This window comes from Aminobacter sp. J41 (genome assembly GCF_000526635.1).
GTDB lineage: Bacteria > Pseudomonadota > Alphaproteobacteria > Rhizobiales > Rhizobiaceae > Aerobium.
This window is the reverse complement of the sequence record NZ_JAGL01000005.1, coordinates 120,082-138,045: the sequence shown is the minus strand read 5'-3', so window position 1 is coordinate 138,045 and position 17,964 is coordinate 120,082. Positions and strand designations below refer to the sequence as shown.

Here is a 17,964-nt window from a genome sequence, read left to right as displayed (position 1 = left end):
TCTGATGAGCAACCCCTACGAGATCGGGCTCGACAAAAATCCTGCGAACTATCAGCCGCTGACACCGCTCACCTATCTCGAGCGTGCAGCGAAGGTGTTCCCCAACCAGGTCGCGATTATCCATGGCAAGTCGCGCACGACCTACGCCGAGTTCTGGCGCCGTTCACTGAAGCTTGCTTCGGCGCTCGCCAAACGCGGCATCGGCAAGGGCGATACGGTCAGCGTCATGCTGTCGAACACGCCGCCGATGCTCGAGGCGCATTTTGGCGTACCGATGGTGAAGGCAGTACTGCATTCCCTCAACACGCGCCTTGATGCCGCGATCATCGCCTTCCAGCTCGACCACTCGAATTCGAAGCTGCTCATCGTCGACCGCGAGTTCTCGGGCGTCGTCAGGGAAGCGCTGCAGATCGCCACCGTGAAGCCGCTCATCATCGACTTCGATGATCCGGAATTTGGCGACGACGCTCCTTATGCGAAGGGCGACCGTATCGGCGAGCTCGACTATGAGGAATTCGTCTCCAGCGGCGACGAGGACTTCGCCTGGTCGATGCCGGACGACGAATGGGACGCGATCGCGCTCAACTACACCTCGGGCACGACCGGCAATCCGAAGGGTGTCGTCTACCATCACCGCGGCGCGGCGCTGATGGCCTACACCAACACGATCCACGCCGGCATGGGCCGCAACCCGGTCTATCTGTGGACGCTGCCGATGTTCCACTGCAACGGCTGGTGCTTCCCGTGGACCCTGGCGCTGACTGCCGGCACGCATGTCTGCTTGCGCTGGGTGCGCGCCAAGGCAATGTACGACGCGATCGCCGATTTTGGCGTCACCCATCTGTGCGGCGCACCGATCGTCATGTCCGCCCTCCTCAATGCCCCGGAAGGCGAGAAGCGCGACTTCCCGCAGATCGTCACCTTCAACACCGCGGCCGCCCCTCCGCCCGAGACGGTTCTCGCCGCGATGCAGGAAGCCGGCTTTGCCGTCGTCCACCTCTATGGCCTTACCGAAACTTACGGCCCGGCAGTGGTCAACGAGTGGCACGCCGAGTGGGATGAACTGCCGAAGGATCAGCGAGCGGCCAAGAAAGCTCGCCAGGGCGTCCGCTACGCTGCGCTCGAGGGCCTGTCAGTGCGCGATCCGGAGACGATGGAAGAGACTCCTGCCGATGGCGAGACCATCGGCGAGGTCATGTTCCGCGGCAACATCGTCATGAAGGGCTACCTGAAGAACCTGCCCGCTACCGAGGAAGCGTTCGCCGGCGGCTGGTTCCACTCGGGCGACCTCGGCGTGATGCATCCGGACGGCTACATCCAGCTCAAGGACCGCTCGAAGGACATCATCATCTCCGGCGGCGAGAACATTTCCTCGATCGAGGTTGAGGATGCGCTCTACAAGCACCCGGCGGTGGCGTCCTGCGGCGTTGTCGCCAAGCCTGACGAGAAGTGGGGCGAGACGCCCGTCGCCTTCGTCGAGCTGAAGCCCGGCGCGGTCGTCACCGAAGAGGAGATGATCGAGCACTGCCGTTCGCTTCTGGCGCGCTTCAAGTGCCCGCGCAAGATCATCTTCACCGAGATCCCGAAGACCTCCACCGGCAAGATCCAAAAATTCCGCCTGCGCGACCTAGCCAAGGAGGCGTGATTCGCCAGCGCGAACCCGGTAACCGGACGTTAAGCTTAACGTCCGGTTGGCGCGTTAAGGTTCGGTTAAGCATTCCGTGTCATAGCTGTGGGTATCCAGACTTCTGGATTCTTACTGAGTGGCTCGGCCACTTCGTTTGACGCCTCCCTGTTTAACTCCTGAGAGCCGCCTTCCGCGGCTCTTTTTTTGTCTTGAGCCAGGCTCTTGCGCCACCTTTTCGCCGTTAACCCTTCGTTAAACATGTGCTTGCGTTGCGGTGGGTAACGGACCAAATTCGACTTCATATCGTTCCCCACCGGGACGATATGCACGAGCGTCGATTTTCCAGTGTGCGTAGGGAAGCGGTTAATGTTTGGACAGATTTGCGAGGAAACGAACACGATCAAGCTCGCCGAGCGTCGCGTGTTCTCGAATTCGTTCAAGCCGCTTTATGACGAGGGCATGAGCCTCGTCGAGCAGGCTGCGGAGTACCTCGACGGCGACGGTCGCGCCGAAGCCAAGAAGCTCTCGCGCGTTGCCGCCACCCTCTATGCGGCTGAATCCATGCGCCTGACCACCCGCCTGATGCAGATCGCATCGTGGCTGCTGCTGCAGCGCGCCGCCAATTCCGGCGAGATGACCCGCGACCAGGTCGCGGCCGAGAAGTCGAAGGTCCGTCTAGACACGGCGTCCGCGCACACGGACACGCCGGGCTGGAACGAGCTGCCGCCGGCATTCCTCGCCATCGTTGACCACTCGTTGCGCCTGCAGGCCCGCGTGCGCCGCATGGACGAGCAGATCTACGGCGACTCGCTGCCGGGCTTTCCCGGCATGGGCCGCAGCATCAACCCGGTCAATGAACAGCTGAACCTCTTGCAGACCGCTTTCGGCCGCAGCTGATTCCTCACTTCACGTTTCTGTTTTGTTCACTTTGTGATGGCATTCATATGCCATCTGCATAGAGTGAGCAAATGCACGAAACGATTCGCATCATCGGCATCGATCCGGGCCTCAGGCGCACCGGCTGGGGCATCGTCGACGCGCTGGGCAACTCCCTGCGCTTCGTTGCCTCCGGCACGGTGCGTTCCGATCAGGACGCCGACCTCGCCTCCCGCCTGCGCCAGCTGCATGACGGGCTTGCAGCGATCGTTCACAACTTCATGCCGCACGAGGCTGCCGTCGAGCAAACGTTCGTCAATAAGGACGCGACGGCGACGCTGAAGCTAGGCCAGGCGCGCGGCATCGCCATGCTGGTGCCCGCGCTCGCCGGCCTTCCCGTCGCCGAATACGCCCCCAACGCCGTCAAGAAGACGGTGATCGGCGTCGGCCACGGCGACAAGAAGCAGATTCACATGATGGTGAATGTGCTGATGCCGAAGGCGACCTTCGATACGGACGATTCGGCCGACGCGCTTGCGATCGCCATCTGCCATGCCCATCATCGCCAGAGCGTCAGCGGAAGAATGGCCGCGGCCCTCGCCGCTGCCGGATAGGTCGGGGGAACGGCATGATCGGGAAGCTGAAGGGAACCGTCGACGAGATCGCCGAGGACCACTGCGTCATCGACGTCCACGGTGTCGGCTATCTTGTCTATTGCTCGGCCCGCACCCTTGGCTCCCTTGGCGGCACAGGCGTTGCAGCCGTCCTCTTCATCGAGACCTATGTCCGCGAGGACATGATCCGGCTCTATGGTTTCGCCTCGGCACTGGAGCGTGAGTGGTTCCGCCTGCTGCAGAACGTGCAGGGCGTCGGCGCCAAGGTCGCGCTTGCGGTTCTTTCGACCCTCTCTCCGTCCGAACTCGCTAACGCGATCGCGCTGCGCGACATCGCCATGGTTTCGCGCGCTCCGGGCGTCGGAAAGAAGGTCGCCGAGCGCATCGTCACTGAACTGAAGAGCAAGGCCCCGGCCTTTGCCGGCGAGGCAACCGGCACGATCGGGCTCAAGCAGGAACTCGGCGAGGGCGTCGCCCCGGCCCCGGTCGCGGATGCCGTCTCCGCGCTCACCAATCTCGGCTACTCGCGCGACATTGCCGCGAATGCGATAGCCGCCGCGGTTAAGGTCGCTGGCGAGGACGCCGACTCGGCCAAACTCATCCGCCTTGGCCTCAAGGAGCTGGCGCGGTGAGCACCTGCCGTTCAAACTTGAGGCTTGAGATGAGACAGGCTGAGTCTCCTCTGCTAAGGAAGCGCTCATGAGCCTCGCCCCACGATTGATCACTCCGGAAAAGCGCGGCGAAGACCTCGATGTCTCGCTGCGGCCGCAGACGCTTGACGATTTCGTCGGGCAGGCGGCGGCGCGCGCCAACCTGAAGATCTTCATCGAGGCCGCGAAGAACCGCGGCGAAGCGCTCGACCACGTCCTGTTCGTCGGCCCGCCCGGTCTCGGCAAGACGACGCTGGCGCAGATCATGGCGCGCGAGCTCGGCGTCAACTTTCGCTCGACCTCGGGCCCGGTCATCGCCAAGGCAGGCGATCTCGCAGCGCTGCTGACCAATCTCGAGGAACGCGACGTCCTCTTCATCGACGAGATTCACCGCCTCAATCCGGCGGTCGAGGAAATCCTCTATCCCGCGATGGAGGATTTTCAGCTCGACCTCATCATTGGCGAGGGCCCGGCCGCGCGCTCGGTCAAGATCGACCTTGCCCGCTTTACGCTGGTGGCCGCAACGACGCGCCTTGGCCTGCTGACCAACCCGCTCCGCGACCGTTTCGGCATTCCGACCCGGCTTGAGTTCTATACGGTTGAGGAGCTGGAGCAGATCGTCAGCCGTGGCGCGCGCATCCTCGGCCTGCCGATGAGCAAGGACGGCGCAATCGAGGTTGCCCGCCGTGCCCGCGGCACGCCGCGTATCGCCGGCCGCCTGCTGCGCCGCGTCCGTGACTTCGCCACCGTCGCCGGCGCAGAAATCGTAGACCGCAAGATGGCCGACGCGGCACTCACCCGCCTCGAGGTCGATGCGCTTGGCCTCGACAGCCTCGACCGCCGCTATCTCGGCATGATCGCCCGCAACTTCGGTGGCGGCCCTGTTGGCATCGAGACGATCGCGGCGGGCCTTTCCGAGCCGCGCGACGCGATCGAGGATATAATCGAGCCCTATCTGATCCAGCAGGGCTTCATCCAGCGCACGCCGCGGGGGCGCGTGCTGACGCGCATCGCCTGGGAACACCTCGGCCTCAACGCGCCGGAAAACGTGACCGCGAGCCAGATCAACCTGTTCGACGACGAATGAGCAATCCTGAAAACCCTTCGGTCGGCCTCGCCGGCGAGCTGACGGACTTCGGCCACCGGATCGTCGCCCGCGTCTACTATGCCGACACCGACTTCTCCGGTGTCGTGTATCACGCGCGCTATCTCGAGTTCCTGGAGCGCGGCCGCTCTGATTTCCTGCGGCTTGCGGGCGTCCACCACACCGACCTTGCCGACGGCGTGCATGGTGAAAAGCTCGCCTGGGTCGTGCGCCGCATGGAGATCGACTTCAAGGCCCCTGCCCGCATCGACGACATTCTGACGGTCGAAACCCGCACCGAAAGCGTTTCGGGTGCCCGCATCCACATGGCGCAGGTACTGAAGCGCGGTGAAGAGGTGCTGGTGGAAGCCAAGGTCGAGGCCGCAATCATCAGTCAATCCGGCCGCCCGCGGCGTTTCCCGAAGGAATGGATAGCGGCGTTCATGCTCAAGTGCGGCTGAGTAATCAGTCGTCACTCCCTCCGACAGCCTCGCCGCCCTACATCACATCTGCGCCACTCCTAACCCATCATTAACCTTAACCCTCCATCAAGAAGACAGTGAAAGTTGTGCCGTTTCCGCGCGCCTTCCTTTCACCAAAATTGGACCCGAAAAGGCCGGGCAACAGCGCACTTTGGCGCGTTCCGGCTTTCAGGGAGCGAAACGTCGAGTGATGGGTGCGCTTGGCCGGCACTGCCGACCCGAGATCTTAGGGACTAGGTTTCATGGAACAAATGGCACTAACCGCACCTGGCGGTGACCATTCTTTGTGGGCGCTGTTCTGGCAGGCGAGCTGGGTGGTCAAGCTGGTGATGCTGGGCCTGCTTGGAGCGTCCGTCTGGACCTGGGCCATCATCATCGACAAGACGCTCGCCTTCAATCGCATGCGCGCGGCGCTCAACCGCTTTGAGGAAGTGTTCTGGTCCGGCCAGTCGCTGGAAGAACTCTATCGCTCGCTGTCGGAGCGCAAGACTGCCGGCATGGGCTCAATCTTCGTTGCCGCCATGCGCGAGTGGAAGAAGAGCTTTGAAAAGGGCGTGAAGTCGCCCATCAGCCTGCAGAACCGCATCGACAAGGCGATGGACCTCGCGCTGACCCGCGAGATGGAAGCGCTGGAAAGCCGGATGGGCTTCCTTGCCACCGTTGGTTCCGCCGGCCCGTTCATCGGCCTGTTCGGCACGGTCGTCGGCATCATGACTTCGTTCCAGTCGATTGCGGCCTCCGGTCAGACCAACCTTGCGGTTGTGGCACCCGGTATCGCCGAGGCGCTGCTTGCCACCGCGATTGGTCTTCTCGCCGCTATCCCGGCCACCATTGCTTACAACAAGCTGACCGCCGATGCGGCCAAGCTCGGCCTTCGCATGGAAGGCTTCGCCGACGAGTTCTCGGCCATCCTTTCGCGCCAAATCGATGAAAAGGTGCCCGTCCGGGCAGCGGCCTAGGAGTTAGTCGGATGGGTATGTCCTTTGGACAGAATGGCGGTGGACGATCGCGGCGTGGCCGGCGCTCGAAGGCGCTTGTCTCCGAGATCAACGTCACGCCGCTCGTCGACGTGATGCTCGTGCTGCTCATCATCTTCATGGTGGCCGCGCCCCTGATGACGGCGGGCGTGCCGATCGACCTGCCGGAGTCGAGCGCCAAGGCGCTCAACGCCGACAAGCAGCCGATCACCGTGTCGGTCAATTCCCAGGGCCAGATCTTCCTTCAGGAAACCGAGATCACCTTCGACGAGATCGTCCCACGCCTGCAGGCGATCGCCGAGACCGGTTATGACGAGCGCGTGTTCGTGCGCGCCGATGGTGCTGCGGACTACGCCAGCGTCATGCGCGTGCTTGGCCGGATCAATGCCGGCGGCTTCCGCAATGTCGGTCTCGTGACCCTTCCGGAACAGGGCAGCTAGGATAAATGAAGGCCGGCCTGTCCACATCGCTGGCACTGCATGCCCTCGCTCTCGCAGCGGGTCTTTTCACGCTGTCGTCGCCGCGGCCGCTCGAGCTGACGAATGCCGAGTCGTTCCCGGTCGACATCGTGCCGATCGAGGAGATCGCGCAGAGCGTGAAGGGCGACAAGAAGGCGCCCGTGGCCGAGAAGCCTGCGCCGGTTCCCACCTCCAAGCCCGACATTGTCGAGGACGCGCAGGAGGTAGGCGACAACAAGATCGACCTGCCGACCCCGCCGACGCCCGAGCCCAAGCCGCGTCCGGTCGAGACGGCGGAGGCCCCTCCGCCGGCTCCCGATCCAAAGCCGACGCCAACTCCCGAGCCCGAGCCTGAGGCAGCCCCCGCTCCGGAACCGCAGCCGGTCCCGGCGACCGAGGTCGCGCCCAAGCCTGAGCCCAAGCAGGAAGTGAAGCCGGACCCCGCGCCTGAGCCGGTACAGCCGGAACAGCCGAAGCAGGACATGGCAGCGCTGCCGGACGTCGCGCCGGTGCCGCAGAGCAAGCCGCAGCCGCCCAAGGCGCAGACCGCGCGCACGCCTGACCGCAAGGAGCCTGAAAAACCGCGCGAGGAGAAGCGTCGCGAGACCGCGTCCAGCAGCGATTCGAACGAAAAGAGCGTCGAGGACCAGGTCGCCGCGCTGCTCAATCGCGAGAAGGCATCGGGTGGCGGCGCCAAGCGTTCGGAGCAGCAGGCTGCGCTCGGCGGACGCCAGACCACGGGCGCCAAGCTCAGCCAGAGCGAGATGGACGCGCTGCGCGGCCAGATCCAGCGCTGCTGGAACGTTCCGGCCGGTGCGGCGGATGCCGAGAACCTGAAGGTGTCGGTGCAGTTCAGGCTTTCCCCGTCGGGCGAGCTTGAAGGTGACCCGCGCATCGTCGCCGGCGGCGGCTCGGGCGGCATCGAACGCACGGCGGCTGAATCGGCCCGCCGCGCGGTGATCCGCTGCGCGCCCTACAACCTTCCATCTGAGAAATACGAAGCCTGGGCAGACGTGATTGTCCACTTCGATCCGCGGGACATGTTCTGAACGTACATTCCATGAGCCCATCCGGACCCATGAGGCCAAAAGAATGAAAAACACACTGACTGCATTCTTCTCCATCGGACTGATGGCCGCCGGCATCGCGCTGGCCGCTGTCCAACCGGCTCGGGCGCAATTGGAAATCGACATCACGCAGGGCGTGGTCGAGCCGATGCCGATTGCGATCACCGATTTCGTCTCTTCTGGCTCGCAGGGTGGGGAAATCGCCGCCGTCGTGGCCGCTGACCTGAAGCGTTCCGGCCTGTTCAAGCCGATCGACAAGGGTGCCTTCATCGAGAAGGTCAGCAACCCGGATGTGGCCCCCCGCTTCAACGACTGGACCGTCATCAACGCGCAGGCGCTGGTCACCGGCCGCGTCAGCCAGGAGGCCGATGGTCGCCTGCGCGCCGAGTTCCGTCTTTGGGACACTTTTGCCGGCCAGCAGCTGATTGGCGAGCAGTTCTTCGCCAACCCGACGAACTGGCGCCGGGTCGCTCACATCATCGCCGACGCGATCTACGAGCGCCTCACCGGTGAGAAGGGCTACTTCGACACCCGCATCGTCTATGTCGACGAGAGTGGCCCGAAGAACGGCCGCGTCAAGCGTCTCGCCATCATGGACCAGGACGGCGCCAACCAGCGAACCCTGACCGATGGCCGTTCGATCGTGATGACGCCGCGCTTCTCGCCGAACCGGCAGGAAATCACCTACATGTCCTACGAAGGCTCGCAGCCGCAGGTCTACCTGCTGCAGATCGAGACCGGCCAGCGCGAGCTCGTCGGCAACTTCCCCGGCATGACGTTCGCGCCGCGTTTCTCGCCGGATGGCCAGAAGGTCATCATGAGCCTGATGCGCGAGGACGGTAATTCCAACATCTACACAATGGACCTGCGCAGCCGTAACACCACCCGGCTGACCAACTCGAACTCGATCGACACTTCGCCGTCCTATTCGCCGGACGGCAGCCGCATCGTCTTCACCTCTGACCGCGGCGGCCGCCCGCACATCTACACGATGGGCGCGGATGGCTCGAACCCGCAGCGCATCTCCTTCGGCGACGGCACCTATTCGACGCCGGTCTGGTCCCCGCGCGGCGACCTCATCGCCTTCACCAAGCAGACCGCCGGCGAGTTCCAGATCGGCGTGATGCGCACCGACGGCTCGGGCGAGCGCATCCTCTCCTCCGGCCGCCTGCAGGAAGGCCCGACCTGGGCGCCAAATGGCCGCGTGCTGATGTTCTTCCGCGAGACCGGCGGCGGACCGAAGCTGTTCTCGATCGACCTGACCGGCCGTAACGAGCAGCCGATCCCGACGCCGAACTTCGCTTCGGACCCGGCGTGGTCGCCGCTGCTCGACTAAACCCGGGGCCTCCGTCTGTTAACGATTGCTCGAACCGCCCGCCTACAAGCGGGCGGTTTGGTTTTGCCGCCACAGCAATGTCATTTTCGCCGCATTTCGGCCCAAAGTTGCGTCGAGAAGCGCAGAATCGCTGAGTCCGGAGGAACTTCGAACGCGCGTTCGGGATTCGTTAACCCTGTTTCTTGAATGAAATTTAACCGCAACATGGTTACTGGACGCTCAATCAATTCACTCAAATGCGAAGGAGAGGCGGCAATGCGCCGTATCGCAGCCATCACCCGCAACCCGGTCGCCATCGCGCTCGTTGCCATGCTCGCAGTCGCGGGCTGTGCGGGCAAGAACACCCCCAACAACGCCGCTGACCTTGGCCTCGGCGGTGCGGGGGCTGGTGCCGCAACACCCGGATCGACGCAGGACTTCACGGTCAACGTTGGTGACCGCATCTTCTTCGATACCGACTCGTCGCTGATCCGCGCCGACGCCCAGCAGACGCTGGCCCGTCAGGCCCAGTGGCTGAACCGCTACGCCCAGTACTCGATCACCGTCGAGGGTCATGCCGACGAACGCGGTACCCGCGAGTACAACCTGGCGCTCGGTGCTCGCCGCGCCGCCGCTGCCCGCGACTTCCTCGTCTCGCAGGGCGTTGCGGCCAACCGCATCCGCACCATTTCCTACGGCAAGGAGCGCCCGGTTGCTGTCTGCGACGACATCTCGTGCTGGTCGCAGAACCGCCGCGCTGTCACCGTACTGGGCGGCGCCGGCAGCTAAGCCGGTCGGCATCGAAAGAGATGAAGAGGCGGTCCTTGCGGGCCGCCTTTTTTCATGGGCCGCAGCAATCACAATTTGGCCGAACTGAGCTGTGCTGATAAGTAACGGCCCGTCGGTCCACTGGGGTGGCCGGCAGCAACTCAAGGTCACGCAACCGAGGTAAGGGATCCATGTTTCTGCGAACCTTGTTCAGCGGTCTCGTCGCGCTGACGCTGACACTGTCTCTTGCGGCTCCCGCCACCGCCCAGATCGCCGATCCGCGCGTGGCTCAGCTGGAAGAGCAGATCCGTCAGCTCACCGGCACGGTCGAGGAACTCAACTTCCAGATCCTGCAGATGCAGGATCAGCTTCGCCGCATGCAGGAAGACAATGAGCAGCGCTTCCAGGAACTGGAAGAGCGGCGCTCTGACGCCGGGCCGGCATCCACCCAGGATGCCGCGCCGCGCGACCTCGCGGCCACGCAGGACACCGGCAGCGGCGACGACGAGTTCTACCGCAGCGTTCCGCAGGTCGAGAACGGCGCGCAGGTTCTCGGCACCCCGCCGCGCACACTCGGCAGCATCACCTTCGACGCTCAGGGCAACCCGATCGCCGCCGATGCCGCGCCGCAGCCGCTTGAACCTGCCGCGCCTGCCGCCCAGGCAGCTCCGGCTGACGGTACCGCCGTCGCAGCGCTGCCCACCGGCGGCGATGCCGATGACGAAATCTACCGCACCGCCTACCAGTTCGTTCTTTCCGGCGACTACGCCACAGCCGAGGCCGGTTTCCGCGACCTGATCGCCCGCTTCCCCGAGAGCGAGCACGCCGCGGACGCCCACTTCTGGCTTGGCGAAGCGCTGCTTGGACAGAAGAAGCCGCGCGAGGCGGCCGAAATCTTCCTCGCCGCCAACCGCAATTTCCCTAAGGCTCGTAAGGCACCCGAAATGCTGTTCAAGCTCGGTGTCTCGCTCGCAGCCATGAACCAGCGCGACCTTGCCTGCGCGACCTTCGGCGAGGTGCTGCAGCGCTATCCGCAGGCGACCGACGCCCTGCGTGACCGCGTTAAGCAGGAACAGGCTACAGCCTCCTGCTGATCAGCCCGATGGGCCCGGATCCCCGCCAGCTCTTTGCCCGGCTTGATGCGCTATCGGGCGCCGTCTTGGCCGTCTCCGGCGGCAGCGACTCCCTCGCCCTCCTTCTTCTGGCTCACCACCATTTTCGCGAGCACGGCCTGCCGATGCTTGCCGTGACAGTCGACCATTGCCTGCGCCCGGAGGCAGCCGACGAAGCCGAAACCGTCGCCGCCTTCTGCCGCGAGCGCGGCATTTCCCACCGCATCATGGTCTGGGATGGCGAAAAGCCGTCGACCGGCATCAGCGAGGCGGCGCGTGAGGCGCGCTACCAGCTACTGGCCCAAGCGGCAGGGGAAGCCGGCACCAACATCATCCTCGTCGGCCACACCATGGACGATCAGGCCGAGACCGTTGCGATGCGCCTTGCGCGTGGAGAAGGTTCTGGCCTCGCCGGAATGGCCGACGCCACGCTCTATGACGAGCGTTTCTGGATCCTTCGCCCTCTCCTTTCCGTTCGCCGCAAGCAGCTGCGCGCCTATTTGTCAGCGCAAGACGTCCGCTGGATCGACGATCCCTCGAACGAAAGCGACAAGTATGAACGCGTGCGCGTGCGCCAGTCGCTTGATGACCACCAGGTCCTCGCTCTTACAGAACGCGCCAGAATTGAGGGCGAACAGCGCCACACGCTCGCCGAAGCGGCAGCCGCCGAGATCAAGCGACACGTGACGATGCCGCTACCCGGCCTCTTCCGCGTCGCCCCACAGATGTTCGCGGGTCCCAGGCCTTCGTCAGTTCTTGCGCTGCGAGCCCTCCTCGCCACCGCCGGCGGGTCCCCTCGCCTGCCAGATCTCGGGCGCGCTGAAGCGCTTTATCGACGACTTGAAGCAGGCGAAAAGATGCGCGCCACATTGTCGCGCGCGGTGATCGACCGGCGCCGCGACGCTGTCTTCATCTGGCGCGAGAACCGCGACGTCCCCACGGTTGCGCTCAATAGCGACGAGGCCATCTGGGATGGGCGTTGGCGCATCCGTGGTGGGAGGGGGCTTGTCGTCTCGCCGACGTGTGCCGATCTTCCGGAAGATCAAGCCATTGAAGATGTTCCAAACAGCATCGCCCGCGCCGCCCGATCTGTGCTGCCGGCGCTGTCGCCAGCAGAGGTCACTGCAACCGCAGGTTCAGCGACGATTGAGCCGGCTGCGGCGCCCTTCTCCCGCTTCCTGCCTGAGTTCGACTTGGCGTTGGCGCAGGCAGTCGCAAAGTTGCTCGACAGTGCGGCGTTGCCGCCCTTGCCATGGAAGCAACAAATTGACACGCAACCCTTAACCGAACGCGGTGCTTCTGCTTGGCAAGGCCCGGCACGCTGCCTATGTTAAGCTCAGCACCCACCGAGATGGCACCTGTGTCCGCTCTCTGCTGCGGTGGACACCAACGGGAAGCACGATGAATCCGAATTACCGCAACCTCGCGCTCTGGGCGATAATCGCCGTTTTGCTGATCGCGCTCTTCAACCTGTTCCAGGCCCCGCAGCAGCGTGGCATGGCGCGTGAGATTCCGTATTCAGAGTTTCTGAGCGAGGTTGAATCCGGACGCGTTAGCTCGGTCACGATTTCCGGCAGCCGCATTACCGGCTCCTATGGTGACTCCGCATCCGGATTCCAGACCTACTCGCCTGGCGACAACACGCTGGTCGAGCGCCTTGCCTCGAAGGGCGTCACCATCAACGCCCGTCCCGAAACGGACGGCTCGAACTCCATCCTTGGCTACCTGATCTCCTGGCTGCCGATGATCCTGATCCTCGGTGTCTGGATCTTTTTCATGCGCCAGATGCAGTCCGGCTCGGGCCGCGCCATGGGCTTCGGCAAGTCGAAGGCAAAGCTGCTGACTGAAGCGCATGGCCGCGTCACCTTTGCTGACGTCGCCGGTGTCGACGAAGCCAAGCAGGACCTCGAGGAGATCGTCGAATTCCTGCGCGATCCGCAGAAGTTCCAGCGCCTCGGCGGCAAGATCCCGCGCGGCGTGCTGCTCGTCGGCCCTCCCGGAACCGGTAAGACGCTGACCGCGCGCGCCGTTGCCGGCGAAGCGAACGTGCCCTTCTTCACCATTTCCGGTTCGGACTTCGTCGAAATGTTCGTCGGCGTCGGCGCTTCCCGTGTGCGCGACATGTTCGAACAGGCCAAGAAGAACGCGCCGTGCATCATCTTCATCGATGAGATCGACGCGGTCGGCCGTCACCGTGGCGCAGGCCTTGGCGGCGGCAATGACGAGCGCGAGCAGACGCTGAACCAGCTGCTGGTCGAGATGGATGGCTTCGAGGCCAACGAGGGCATCATCCTGATCGCCGCGACCAACCGTCCGGACGTCCTCGACCCGGCGCTGCTGCGCCCGGGCCGCTTCGACCGCCAGGTCGTCGTCCCAAACCCGGATGTCATCGGCCGCGAGAAGATCCTCAAGGTCCACGTCCGCAACGTCCCCCTGGCACCGAATGTCGACCTCAAGGTTCTTGCACGTGGCACGCCTGGCTTCTCGGGCGCTGACCTTGCCAACCTCGTCAACGAGGCTGCGCTGATGGCTGCCCGCCGCAACAAGCGGCTTGTGACCATGGCCGAGTTCGAGGACGCCAAGGACAAGATCATGATGGGCGCCGAGCGCCGGTCGAACGCCATGACCCAGGCGGAGAAGGAGCTGACGGCCTATCACGAGGCCGGCCACGCCATCACCGCGCTGCACGTTCCGGCTGCCGACCCGCTCCACAAGGCGACCATCATCCCGCGGGGCCGCGCGCTTGGCATGGTCATGCAGCTCCCGGAGGGCGATCGCTACTCCATGAGCTACAAGTACATGACCTCGCGCCTGGTCATCATGATGGGCGGCCGCGTCGCGGAAGAGATCAAGTTCGGCAAGGAGAATATCACCTCGGGCGCCGCCTCGGATATCGACCAGGCGACCAAACTCGCCCGTGCGATGGTCACCCGCTGGGGCTTCTCCGACAAGCTCGGCCACGTCGCCTACGGCGACAATCAGGAAGAGGTCTTCCTCGGCCATTCGGTCGCGCGTCAGCAGAACGTCTCCGAGGAGACCGCCCAGCTGATCGACACCGAAGTGCGCCGCCTGATCGACGAGGCGTATCGCGAGGCGCATCGCATCCTGACGGAGTATCGCGACGAGTGGCTGGCGATCGCAGAAGGGCTGCTCGAGTACGAGACGCTGACCGGCGAAGAGATCCAGCAGATCATCCGCGGCGAAAAGCCGGCGCGTGACCTTGGCGACGACACTCCGCCGACCCGCGGCACGACCGTGCCGAAGGCGGGCGCGCGCAAGGAGCCGCGGAAGGGCGACGAGCCTGACACCGGCATGGAGCCCCAGCCGCAATAAGGCTCTCGGAAAATCCTGAAAACCCCGGTTCGCCGCGCCCAGCGCGGCGAACTTGCTATTTATGGGGACGTTGTTCCTCACCTGAATGCGGCTGTTGCACGCGACCAAAAGGGTTATGTCGCCTCTCAATCGTGGACTCGACGTCCCGCCGCGTCAGGCAATACGTTCCTCGATGTTTACCAGTTGCGGAACGAGATTCGTAACGGTTGCTCACATATTGTGATGCCATGGGTCCGGGTTGCTGTGGCAAATCTCGGCTCGATTCAGGCGGAAACGCAGGTCAAAACATGACGAAACGCTACTTCGGTACAGACGGCATTCGCGGGCGGGCTAACCGGTCGCCCATGACTCCGGAAATCGCGATGCGCGTGGGCATGGCCGTGGGCATGTCTTTTCAGCGCGGCAGCTACCGTCACCGCGTCGTCGTTGGCAAGGACACCCGTCTTTCGGGCTACATGATCGAGAACGCGATGGTCGCCGGCTTCTGTGCCGCGGGCATGGACGTGTTCCTGCTCGGCCCGATTCCGACGCCGGGTGTTGCGATGCTGGTGCGCTCGCTGCGCGCCGACATCGGCGTGATGATCTCCGCCTCGCACAACCCGTACTACGACAACGGCATCAAGCTGTTCGGCCCGGACGGTTACAAGCTGTCCGACGAGATTGAGTCCCGCATCGAGCAGCTGCTTGACCAGGACGTCGAGATCGCGCTCGCCGACGCTGACGCGCTCGGCCGCGCCAAGCGCATCGACGGCGTCCATGACCGCTACATCGAATTCGCCAAGCGCACGCTCCCCCGCTCCATGTCGCTGTCGGGCCTGCGCATCGTCATCGACTGCGCCAATGGCGCCGGTTACAAGGTTGCGCCTGCAGCCCTCTGGGAGCTCGGCGCCGAGGTCATCGCCATCAACGATGAGCCGAACGGCCTCAACATCAACGAGAACTGCGGCTCGACCCATCCGCTCGGCCTGTCGAAAAAGGTCCACGAGCTGCGCGCCGACGTCGGCATCGCGCTCGACGGTGACGCCGACCGCGTCGTCATGGTCGACGAGACCGGCGCCGTGATCGACGGCGACCAGCTGATGGCGCTGATTGCCGAGTCCTGGCACCAGAACGGCCGCCTCGCCGGCGGCGGCGTGGTGGCGACCGTCATGTCCAACCTCGGCCTCGAGCGTTATCTCGAGAGCCTGGGGCTTTCGCTCCACCGCACCAAGGTCGGTGACCGCTATGTGGTCGAGCACATGCGTGCCCACGGCTTCAACGTTGGCGGCGAGCAGTCGGGCCACGTTGTCCTCTCCGACTTCTCCACCACCGGCGATGGCCTCGTCTCGGCGCTGCAGGTGCTTGCCTGCATCAAGCGCGCTGGTAAGCCTGCCAGCGAGGTCTGCCGCAAGTTCGAGCCGGTGCCGCAGCTGCTCAAGAACGTCCGCTTCTCCGGCGGCGCGCCGCTCGAGAGCAAGCTGGTCAAGTCGGCGATCGAAGATGCGCGCGCAAGGCTTGGCAAGTCCGGCCGCCTCGTCATCCGCCCGTCGGGCACCGAGCCGCTGATTCGTGTCATGGCCGAGGCCGACGATTCGACACTCGTTGAGCAGGTGGTGAACGAGATCGTTGAGGTCATCGCCAGCACCCGCAGCGCGGCCTGATCGCAACTATTTCCAAGTATCCAGGGCGGACGACCTGTCCGCCTTGGTTAATCGTTACAGTTAATCGTGATTTAACCATTCTCGTTCACCTTGCCGCCAAGCGAACTTGGCAACCCGTAGTCATGGGCTACGGCAAGAGCGGGATGTACGATGCGAAGCACTGTGACGAGATCTGGGGTAGTCGCCGCCCTGGTAACGGCGGGCATTCTTCCAGCTCACGCCGCGGATCTGATTGATCCTCCGGTCATCGAATATGAGGATCCCGCGCCAGCCATCGGCGGCTGGTATCTGCGCGGCTACCTCGGCATGACCAACCAGAACTTCAAGGGACTCGACTACGAGTACTTCGATGCTCCGGGCTGGGAGCAGACTTGGCCGGACAAGGGCGGCTTCGGCTCGTCGCCGCTGTTCGGTGCAGGCGTCGGCTACCAGGTCAACCACTGGCTGCGCGGCGAACTCACCGCTGAATATCGCGGTAAGGCCTCGTTCAGCGCGCTCGACCGCGTCACCGAGATCGCCGATCCGACCAACGTGATGACCAACGAGTACAGCGCCAAGAAATCCGAGTGGCTGCTGCTCGCCAGCGTCTACGCCGACCTCGGCAACTTCCACGGCATCGTTCCCTACGTCGGTGCAGGTATTGGTGCCTCGCGGAACACGATCTCGCACTTCAACGACGCAAACGTCATGGCGGGTGGTGGCGGTTATGCCGGCACTGGCTCGCAGTGGGATCTGGCCTGGGCGTTGCACGCTGGTCTCGGTTACGAGCTCAACGAACGCGCTACGGTCGACTTCGGCTACAGCTTCGTCCACCTCGGCGACGGCAAGACCGGCCAGGCCCACAACTACGATCCTGCCTTCAGCCGCCCGAATAGCGGCTTCAAGTTCAAGGACCTTTACTCGCACGACGTGAAGGTCGGCCTGCGCTACAAGCTGAATTAGGAAGCTTCGTTTCCCTCTCGAAAGGCCCGGCATCTGCCGGGTTTTTTTCGTTTGCGGGCCGCGCACACAGGCGGAGCGCGACGTCAAAATCCCATTATGCTTAACCGCGACTTAACCATCATGGTTAACAATCCGGTCGATTAAGGCGGCCCGATCAGGTGACGGTGCGGCCGTGGGCTTGGAGACTCATGATGCGATCCTGCTACAAGATTCTCGCCGCATCTGCGGCACTCGTCCTTGCAGCCACCCCGACGCTTGCAGCCGATTACGATCCTCCGGTCTACGTGGAGGAAGCGCCGGAATTCGTTCCGGTCGAAGTTGGCAGCGGCTGGTACCTGCGCGGCGACGTTGGCTACGACTTTGCCCGGCCGCTCTATCGCTGGGTGGCCGGCAACAGGGTCGACAACAATCGCTGGTCCGGCTCGCTCGGCTTCGGCTACCACTTCACTGACGAGCTGCGTGGCGACATCACGGTCTCCTATCTCGGCAAGGACGATGTCCGAGGCCCGATCGTCGGCCCGAATGACTACGCCTCGCACAGCGTGTGGAGCGGCCTCATCAATGGCTACTACGACATCGCTACCATCGTCGGCATCACGCCTTACGTGGGCGCCGGCGTCGGCTTCACCTATTCGCGTCACGAACTCTCGTTTGATCCGGCCCTCGTCGGCGCGGCCGACGTGCCCGACCGCCAGTACAACTTTGCCTACGCGCTGATGGCGGGCGCGAGCTACAAGGTCACCGACAACGTCTCGATCGATGCGGGCTACCAGTTCCTGCATACGCCGAAGATGGACTACTTTGACACCGAGCGCGGCGAGTTGCGCGAGGGCCAGACCCAGCACTTGCTGAAGGTCGGCCTGCGCTACGACCTGTGGTAAGCCACTAACACATAATGGTTTGGAACGGCGGGCTCTGGCCCGCCGTTTTGCTTTCTCCAAAATTATTTAGCGTCTTCTCAGATTTCCGCTTGCGATCAAGAGCGCTCAGGCGTAATGCCCGCCGTGGGCCACCTCTCC

General features: G+C 63.9%; 17 protein-coding genes. All 17 read left to right on the top strand.

The window, feature by feature from the left end; translation table 11 throughout:
* Positions 1 to 4: 4 nt before the first annotated feature.
* The 17 genes from L630_RS0105975 (at position 5) to L630_RS0105895 (ending at position 17,826) form a co-directional block, all read left to right on the top strand.
* Positions 5 to 1,645 (top strand): acyl-CoA synthetase, encoded by a 1,641-nt coding sequence (locus L630_RS0105975; RefSeq protein ID WP_024847365.1) that lies wholly within the window; start codon positions 5 to 7, stop codon positions 1,643 to 1,645.
* A 348-nt stretch (positions 1,646 to 1,993) separates the two neighbouring features.
* Positions 1,994 to 2,524, top strand: coding sequence for a DUF1465 family protein (locus L630_RS0105970; RefSeq protein WP_024847364.1), 531 nt, complete (start codon positions 1,994 to 1,996; stop codon positions 2,522 to 2,524).
* A gap of 71 nt (positions 2,525 to 2,595) precedes the next feature.
* Positions 2,596 to 3,117: a crossover junction endodeoxyribonuclease RuvC gene (gene ruvC / locus L630_RS0105965; protein WP_024847363.1), complete on the top strand. Its 522-nt coding sequence runs from the start codon at positions 2,596 to 2,598 to the stop codon at positions 3,115 to 3,117.
* Positions 3,118 to 3,131: 14 nt separating this feature from the next.
* Complete coding sequence (ruvA, locus tag L630_RS0105960; RefSeq protein WP_024847362.1) at positions 3,132 to 3,749, top strand: Holliday junction branch migration protein RuvA; 618 nt, start codon at positions 3,132 to 3,134, stop codon at positions 3,747 to 3,749.
* A gap of 67 nt (positions 3,750 to 3,816) precedes the next feature.
* Entirely contained in the window at positions 3,817 to 4,854 is a 1,038-nt protein-coding gene (gene ruvB, locus L630_RS0105955; protein WP_024847361.1) for a Holliday junction branch migration DNA helicase RuvB, read from the top strand.
* Positions 4,851 to 5,312 (top strand): tol-pal system-associated acyl-CoA thioesterase, encoded by a 462-nt coding sequence (gene ybgC, locus L630_RS0105950; RefSeq protein ID WP_024847360.1) that lies wholly within the window; start codon positions 4,851 to 4,853, stop codon positions 5,310 to 5,312. Before ruvB ends, ybgC begins: the two co-directional genes overlap by 4 nt.
* 263 nt (positions 5,313 to 5,575) lie before the next feature.
* Positions 5,576 to 6,292 carry a protein TolQ gene (tolQ, locus tag L630_RS0105945; protein WP_024847359.1) on the top strand — a complete coding sequence of 239 codons (717 nt, stop codon included), beginning with the start codon at positions 5,576 to 5,578 and terminating at the stop codon, positions 6,290 to 6,292.
* Positions 6,293 to 6,303: 11 nt separating this feature from the next.
* The gene (tolR, locus tag L630_RS0105940; protein ID WP_024847358.1) at positions 6,304 to 6,750 is read left to right on the top strand and encodes a protein TolR; all 447 of its coding nucleotides are present in this window, start codon (positions 6,304 to 6,306) and stop codon (positions 6,748 to 6,750) included.
* Between the two features lie 5 nt (positions 6,751 to 6,755).
* Positions 6,756 to 7,817 carry a hypothetical protein gene (locus L630_RS0105935; protein WP_024847357.1) on the top strand — a complete coding sequence of 354 codons (1,062 nt, stop codon included), beginning with the start codon at positions 6,756 to 6,758 and terminating at the stop codon, positions 7,815 to 7,817.
* A gap of 43 nt (positions 7,818 to 7,860) precedes the next feature.
* Complete coding sequence (gene tolB, locus L630_RS0105930) at positions 7,861 to 9,171, top strand: Tol-Pal system beta propeller repeat protein TolB (RefSeq protein WP_024847356.1); 1,311 nt, start codon at positions 7,861 to 7,863, stop codon at positions 9,169 to 9,171.
* A 255-nt stretch (positions 9,172 to 9,426) separates the two neighbouring features.
* Positions 9,427 to 9,939 (top strand): peptidoglycan-associated lipoprotein Pal, encoded by a 513-nt coding sequence (gene pal / locus L630_RS0105925; RefSeq protein ID WP_024847355.1) that lies wholly within the window; start codon positions 9,427 to 9,429, stop codon positions 9,937 to 9,939.
* A gap of 170 nt (positions 9,940 to 10,109) precedes the next feature.
* Complete coding sequence (gene ybgF, locus L630_RS0105920) at positions 10,110 to 11,012, top strand: tol-pal system protein YbgF (protein WP_024847354.1); 903 nt, start codon at positions 10,110 to 10,112, stop codon at positions 11,010 to 11,012.
* Between the two features lie 8 nt (positions 11,013 to 11,020).
* Positions 11,021 to 12,364, top strand: coding sequence for a tRNA lysidine(34) synthetase TilS (gene tilS, locus L630_RS0105915; protein ID WP_024847353.1), 1,344 nt, complete (start codon positions 11,021 to 11,023; stop codon positions 12,362 to 12,364).
* A gap of 67 nt (positions 12,365 to 12,431) precedes the next feature.
* Entirely contained in the window at positions 12,432 to 14,363 is a 1,932-nt protein-coding gene (gene ftsH / locus L630_RS0105910; RefSeq protein WP_024847352.1) for an ATP-dependent zinc metalloprotease FtsH, read from the top strand.
* A 287-nt stretch (positions 14,364 to 14,650) separates the two neighbouring features.
* Positions 14,651 to 16,003, top strand: a complete 1,353-nt coding sequence (gene glmM, locus L630_RS0105905; protein ID WP_024847351.1) for a phosphoglucosamine mutase — start codon at positions 14,651 to 14,653, stop codon at positions 16,001 to 16,003.
* 150 nt (positions 16,004 to 16,153) lie between these two features.
* On the top strand, positions 16,154 to 16,945 hold the full coding sequence (locus L630_RS0105900; RefSeq protein WP_024847350.1) for an outer membrane beta-barrel protein: 792 nt from the start codon (positions 16,154 to 16,156) through the stop codon (positions 16,943 to 16,945).
* A 191-nt stretch (positions 16,946 to 17,136) separates the two neighbouring features.
* Positions 17,137 to 17,826 (top strand): outer membrane protein, encoded by a 690-nt coding sequence (locus L630_RS0105895; protein ID WP_024847349.1) that lies wholly within the window; start codon positions 17,137 to 17,139, stop codon positions 17,824 to 17,826.
* Positions 17,827 to 17,964 lie beyond the last annotated feature (138 nt).

Coding starts and splice junctions, on each gene's coding strand:
- ybgF (WP_024847354.1), top strand. CDS start 10,110: ATGTTTCTGCGAACCTTGTTCAGCGGTCTCGTCGCGCTGACGCTGACA.
- ruvB (WP_024847361.1), top strand. CDS start 3,817: ATGAGCCTCGCCCCACGATTGATCACTCCGGAAAAGCGCGGCGAAGAC.
- ruvA (WP_024847362.1), top strand. CDS start 3,132: ATGATCGGGAAGCTGAAGGGAACCGTCGACGAGATCGCCGAGGACCAC.
- tolB (WP_024847356.1), top strand. CDS start 7,861: ATGAAAAACACACTGACTGCATTCTTCTCCATCGGACTGATGGCCGCC.
- ybgC (WP_024847360.1), top strand. CDS start 4,851: ATGAGCAATCCTGAAAACCCTTCGGTCGGCCTCGCCGGCGAGCTGACG.
- ftsH (WP_024847352.1), top strand. CDS start 12,432: ATGAATCCGAATTACCGCAACCTCGCGCTCTGGGCGATAATCGCCGTT.
- tolR (WP_024847358.1), top strand. CDS start 6,304: ATGGGTATGTCCTTTGGACAGAATGGCGGTGGACGATCGCGGCGTGGC.
- glmM (WP_024847351.1), top strand. CDS start 14,651: ATGACGAAACGCTACTTCGGTACAGACGGCATTCGCGGGCGGGCTAAC.
- L630_RS0105895 (WP_024847349.1), top strand. CDS start 17,137: ATGCGATCCTGCTACAAGATTCTCGCCGCATCTGCGGCACTCGTCCTT.
- tilS (WP_024847353.1), top strand. CDS start 11,021: ATGGGCCCGGATCCCCGCCAGCTCTTTGCCCGGCTTGATGCGCTATCG.
- ruvC (WP_024847363.1), top strand. CDS start 2,596: ATGCACGAAACGATTCGCATCATCGGCATCGATCCGGGCCTCAGGCGC.
- L630_RS0105975 (WP_024847365.1), top strand. CDS start 5: ATGAGCAACCCCTACGAGATCGGGCTCGACAAAAATCCTGCGAACTAT.
- L630_RS0105900 (WP_024847350.1), top strand. CDS start 16,154: ATGCGAAGCACTGTGACGAGATCTGGGGTAGTCGCCGCCCTGGTAACG.
- pal (WP_024847355.1), top strand. CDS start 9,427: ATGCGCCGTATCGCAGCCATCACCCGCAACCCGGTCGCCATCGCGCTC.
- L630_RS0105970 (WP_024847364.1), top strand. CDS start 1,994: ATGTTTGGACAGATTTGCGAGGAAACGAACACGATCAAGCTCGCCGAG.
- L630_RS0105935 (WP_024847357.1), top strand. CDS start 6,756: ATGAAGGCCGGCCTGTCCACATCGCTGGCACTGCATGCCCTCGCTCTC.
- tolQ (WP_024847359.1), top strand. CDS start 5,576: ATGGAACAAATGGCACTAACCGCACCTGGCGGTGACCATTCTTTGTGG.